At 36.5% G+C, this 6,000-nt stretch carries 3 protein-coding genes; 2 read left to right on the top strand and 1 reads right to left on the bottom strand.

Annotated elements, in window-relative coordinates; all coding sequences use genetic code 11:
* Positions 1 to 338: 338 nt before the first annotated feature.
* Positions 339 to 1,904 carry an NAD(P)H-hydrate dehydratase gene (locus tag MR053_RS13820; protein ID WP_242132991.1) on the top strand — a complete coding sequence of 522 codons (1,566 nt, stop codon included), beginning with the start codon at positions 339 to 341 and terminating at the stop codon, positions 1,902 to 1,904.
* 57 nt (positions 1,905 to 1,961) lie between these two features.
* Here the strand turns inward: MR053_RS13820 and MR053_RS13825 are convergent, their stop codons facing one another.
* Positions 1,962 to 3,335 carry a TlpA family protein disulfide reductase gene (locus MR053_RS13825; RefSeq protein WP_242132992.1) on the bottom strand — a complete coding sequence of 458 codons (1,374 nt, stop codon included), beginning with the start codon at positions 3,333 to 3,335 and terminating at the stop codon, positions 1,962 to 1,964.
* Between the two features lie 518 nt (positions 3,336 to 3,853).
* Here MR053_RS13825 and MR053_RS13830 point away from each other — a divergent pair.
* The coding region (locus MR053_RS13830) for a hypothetical protein (RefSeq protein WP_242132993.1) at positions 3,854 to 6,000 on the top strand (2,147 nt) is incomplete at its 3' end.

Consider the following 6,000-nt stretch of genomic DNA (forward strand, 5'->3'; position numbering starts at 1 on the left):
TTTTAAAGTATTGTTTGTTATAAAATTGATTAAAAGAGGGTGATTTTAAATCACCAGAATAGTCCGAAGTATAAATAATTAGCAACCCCAAGGGGTTGTAATAGTTGTAGTAGTACCAAAAATTGAGGTTGTTCCTTTAAATAAAAGGGTAGTGTAAAAGCTTATATTTTGGACTAAAAGATTCATTGTACGTATTTAAAGTACAATCCAAAAGTATTATTTTTAGCTTAATAAAAAAATTAATCAGGATTTTTTATAAAATTCTTATCCTGTTATTAATTTATTAAAGTTTAAAAAAATAATTAGCTTAAGCATTGAATAATTAATAATACTAAGTAATGAAGTTATTTTCAAAAGAACAGATATATGAGGGGGATAGGTTGACCATAGAACGTCAAAATATATCGTCTACTGATTTGATGGAGCGTGCCGGTACCCAAATATTTAATTGGATGCATTTACGTATGCAAGGGGCTCAAGTGCCTATCCATATTTTTTGTGGTATAGGTAATAATGGTGGGGATGGTCTGGTCTTGGGGAGACATTTAATAACACATGGATATAACGTAAAAATCTATATAGTTAATTGTAGTGATAAACGCTCAAAGGATTTTTTGGTTAACTACGACCGTATAAAAACAGTTACCAAACATTGGCCTGTGCTTTTAAGCTGTAAAGAGGATTTTCCAGAAATCCATCCAGACGACATTATTGTTGATGCTATTTTTGGGGTTGGATTAAATAGACCGGTTAGTGATTGGGTTAAGGCATTGTTTCAGCATTTTAGAAAAACCAAGGCGTTTACATTGTCTATAGATATACCTTCGGGGTTATACATGGGAAAAGCGGTGGAAGATAAAGAATCTGTAGTTTATGCAGGGTATACCTTAAGCTTTGCATCTCCAAAATTGGAATTCTTTTTACCCGAAACGGTTCAATATACAATGCAATGGGAAGTATTGGATATTGGTTTTGATCAGGAGTTTTTACAAACCACAGCAACCGATGCGGAACTCATTGGAAAACACGAAGCCATTACCATGTATAGGCCTCGGGATAAATTTGCCCATAAAGGTGATTTTGGGCATAGTTTAATTATTGGAGGTAGCTATGGAAAAATAGGAGCAGTAACGTTGGCCAGTAGGGCGGCGCTGTCTATAGGATCAGGTTTGGTTACGGCTTATGTACCTAAATGTGGGTATACGGTATTACAAACGGCTTTTCCAGAAGCAATGGTGATTACCGATGCCAATGAGGAAAAGATAACGTCAATTCAATTTAAAATAGAACCCAAGGTTATAGGATTTGGAGTTGGTGTGGGGACAGAAGCTAAAACCATAGCAGCTTTTGAAACATTTTTAAAATCAAATAAAACACCGTTAGTTATTGACGCAGATGGCATAAACATTCTATCAAAAAAGAAAAGCTTGCTTAAATTTTTACCAAAGCAAACCATTTTGACGCCGCATCCAAAGGAGTTGGAACGTATAATAGGAAAATGGACAGACGATTTCGACAAACTAAGTAAAGTCAAGGCTTTTTCAAAAAAGCACCATTGTATTATTGTTATTAAAGGCGCCCATACCATTACGGTATTTCAAGATAAACTTCACATAAACACGACTGGAAATCCAGGATTGGCAACAGCAGGCAGTGGCGATGTGCTCACAGGAATTATTACTGGGTTAATTTCGCAAGGCTATGAGCCATTGATAGCCAGTATTTTTGGAGTTTATTTACATGGTAAATCGGCTGACATTGCAGTAGAGGATTTTGGATATCAAAGTTTAATAGCCAGTCATGTAATAGACTATTTAGGAGAAGCATACCTAGACCTATTTAAACAACCAGAGCAACCGAACCCTGATGCGGAACAAGCTGAACGAACTGAAGAAGAACAATAAAAAAGCCACTGACTTTTAAAAATATGCAGTGGCTTTATATAAAGTAAGGCGTATCGCTTATATTTTATACTCGTCAAATAAGTTGATCAACTCAGGACTAGAAGGTCTTGGGGCATTAGCATTAATGATATTGCCTTCGGTATCAATTAAAATAAAACGAGGAATACCTTGAATTAAATAATCCTTAACAAACTTAGAGTTCCAATCGTTATCAGCAAATAATTGAATCCCTTTCAATTCTTTATCGGCAACCATGGCTTTCCATTTCTCGTGATCTCTAGCTCTATCTATGGAAATGCTAACAAACTCAATATTTTTCCCATGATATTTCTCTTCTACCTCTTTTAAGAAAGGGATCTCGGCCTTACAAGGACCACACCAAGTTGCCCAAACATCTATATACACATATTTGCCTTTTAAATCATCTAGAGAAGTAGTACCGCCTGCATAGTTTTCATAATCCACAAATTTAGGCGACGGACTCCCCTTGGCAACTGCTTTTAGTTTGTTGTAGCTTTCGGTTATTTTTTCTTTATCTGCTTCATTGGTAGAATTAGCCATAAAAAGATCATAAAACGCTTGTAAGTCGCTTGTATATGTTATGCCATTTTGTGCAAGCTGAAATAATAAATTATTTTTTATAGTTTCACTTTCAATATTAGCTACAGTTTTTAAAAAAGCAATGTCTTGTTTTATGGAATCGGATTCCGCCAGTTTGCTTGCTTCATCTCTATAATGGGCGGTAACTAAGCCCTTATAGTTTTCAGAAAAATTAAAGTCCTCTTCATTATTATAATTGATATCGTCCAACTCACTTAAAAAACTTTCGGAAACTTCAACATCTTGTTTTTTTGCGTAATAAGAATGATAAGGTTTGTACTTGTTCAAGGTGGCTAGATAGGCGTAGTTTATATTCCTTTTTTCTAAGGCTTTATAGTCTTCAGAAATACCTTCAAGAGATCCAATATATGCAGTTAGTGAATCCTTAATAGTATTGGCCGTTTGTTTATACTCATCTGCTTCTAAGAGGTAAAAGTTACCCTCGCCTTGAAGCTTTTGTTCAATATTGCGTTTATCGTGAAGATAATTGGTAATTTCAGCTCCTACACCAGTGATGTTTAAGCTGTTTTTATAATCTTTAGCATCGTAGTTTACAGTAAAGTCATTGCCTGTGTTAAGATGTATTAAGGTAGGGTTTTTACCATCGTATAACATATAATTGGAAGGAGCTAATCGTAAGGTATCCTTAAAAGTACCGTCTTCTGAAACATTTATAGTATCGGTAAGTTTTCTGTCCATACTATTTATGGTAAGAACACCACCTTCGAAATTGGAAATTTTTCCAGAAAGAACGGCATAGTCTATAGGAGTTTGTTTTTTACAGCCCATGGCTAAAATCAATAGGCCAGAAAGTATGAGTGCTTTTTGCATTTTTGAGTTATTTTAAAAGTTTAAAGCGCTAAAATAGTGATTTCAAGTACCGCTATGCCGTTTTTAATGATTAATTAACATATTGGGTAGGATGGATAAAACTATTTTAAATTGGCGTTTAAAAAAAAGTTGTTCATCATAGGTTTTTATTGTGATTTTTTTATCAAATACTATAAATTACTGATAATCGATTAAAAAATACCAATAGTCTAAAAAGCGAAAAAAAATGTGTTGATAATCTAAAAATTTAAGTCGATAATCTAAAAGTTGTCTTTTCCAGTTGTGGGAGCTTTAGGTTTGTTATAAATTTGGTCTACCCTCATATCTACAGTTTTGCGCTTTTCACTACTTATTTTTATTGTAGAGCATACTTGATTAATAGCAGAATTTAAGTAGCCCTCGACTTACCAAAAATTTAGCAATGTGCTAGCGCTTTTTGTTTTATCTCAAAGCTTTAGTGATTGTCATGTCTTATTTATGTTAACATCATTTATTAATTAAACAAAAATGTTATGTTAATGTACAATTTTACCCAATTTTATTCACGAATGATACGCTGTTGCTTTGGTCTTAGTGGTATCTTTTTAAAAAGTATAATGGGCTTAGGCTTGGTTATGCTTTTTTTGTTGGTGTCTACGAACGTGAATGCCCAAGCAGGAGTGCCCTGCATAGATGGGGATTCAGGTGAATGGCAAGGTAACGCAGTTACTGGCGCTCCTACTTTCGAATTGAAACACGATGTTTTTATCGGTAATGACGATGATATCTTTACGGGTGGTAAGGATTTCAAAAGTTGGGGGCAAGTTTCCCCCACTCCAGATTACAGTAATTGGACTTTTAGCCCAATGCAGGCCAAGAGTGATATCATGAATGCAGCCGCAGTGATCTACACTGGTATTACTGGTGCGCCACTGTGTTCTGCAGAAGAACCTTTTGATGAATATGACCCTACACATACTTATCTCTTTTTTGCTGGAGATAGGGAAAGTAATAATGGAACGGGCTATATAGGTTTTTGGTTCTTGTTAAATGGTTCTGCTGCAGTTGATGCTGGAAAGGATAAGTATTTTAGTCCAGATCATTATACTAATTTTGGTGAAGAAGATCCTGATAATCCAGGAACGTTTTTTGATGCCGAAACAAGTATTGGCGACCTTTTGGTATTGGCCGATTTTACAGGTGGTGGACGAAATGCAGCCATTACTGTACTGAAATGGGTTGGCCCTGGCAACGGAAATAGAGGAAACAATAACTCCTTATATGAAATTGGTTTAGATTCTCAGGTGGGACAGAATAATGCTGGTCCAACTGGTGTACCCTCCAACTTTGTAGTTCCAGAAGGACAAATTGAGTATGATACGAATGAGTTTTACGAAGGAGTTATAGATATAACAGATGTTTTTGACTTACAAAACAACCCTGAAATAATTTGTGGAGCAACTTGGATGTTAGAAACAAGGTCATCTGATGAAATAACTGCCGATTCTAAAGATTTTGTAGGAGGGAACTTTAATTTAGCTCCTGTTATAAATGTTAGTGATGATGAAGTGTGTGTAAACGGTTCTGCTAGCTTAACAGCAACAGTATCCCATGGCAACATGGTCGTTGAGGATCCGAAAGCAGATGGATATACCTTTGTTTGGTCTGGTCCAGGATCATTTACTGGACAGGGAACTGCGACCATTACTTTTGATCCAGCACAATTAAGTGATGATGGAGATTACTCGGTCATGGTTACAAGCCCCAATGGATGTCCACCAGCTGATGGGGATGCCATTGGAACGCTTACAATAAATGACTTACCTGTTGTAACACCGAACAATGCATCATTGGAATGTACAGAAACAATGGTACAATTAACGGCATCCCCTTCAGGTGGTACTTGGAGTGGAGATCATGTAAGTGAATCTGGGTTATTTGATGCCACAGGATTAGCTCCAGATAATTATACTGTAACGTATACTTATACAGATGGAAATGGTTGTACAAATAGTGCAGATGCCATCGTTACTGTTAACATAGCACCAGATTTAACTATAAACTGCCCTAATCCAGTTTCTGTAGATTGTAATGATGATATTGCAACAGCATTTTCTAATTGGTTAGAAGATTTTACCTCTGATGGAGGTGGTGGAACTATAACTGAAACATATACTGTAACTGTTGATGGAAATCCAGTAGCTATAGGGGATTTAGTTGCTCCCACAAATATTTGTGACGGTTCAGTTATCAATATAACATTTATGGCTTCTGATGAATGTGATCAAGAAGAGGAATGTAGTTCTTCCTTCACCTTAGAAGCAGACACCACTCCACCAACTGCTAGTAATCCGGCCAATGACACTGTTGATTGCGGAAACATACCAAACCCCGATCCATTGGTAGTTATTGATGAAGCTGATAACTGTGGAACACCTACAGTACAGCATCTTGATGATACAGAGCATCCTGGTGTTTGCGGAGGATCTTTTATAAGAACATATAGAGTTACAGATTCATGTGGGCAGTATATAGATGTACAACAAACGATCAACGTCAACCCAGCGCCACAAGCAGCGTTTGTGGAGATGCCAGGAGACACGAGCATGGCTTGCGACGATGCACCACCAAGTGGCACAAGCTTAGGCTACAGCAATGGAGCTACAACAGGAGCTTGCGAAATCAG

This window comes from Aestuariivivens marinum (assembly GCF_022662175.1).
Classification (GTDB): domain Bacteria; phylum Bacteroidota; class Bacteroidia; order Flavobacteriales; family Flavobacteriaceae; genus Aestuariivivens; species Aestuariivivens marinum.

Coding starts and splice junctions, on each gene's coding strand:
- MR053_RS13820 (WP_242132991.1), top strand. CDS start 339: ATGAAGTTATTTTCAAAAGAACAGATATATGAGGGGGATAGGTTGACC.
- MR053_RS13825 (WP_242132992.1), bottom strand. CDS start 3,335: ATGCAAAAAGCACTCATACTTTCTGGCCTATTGATTTTAGCCATGGGC.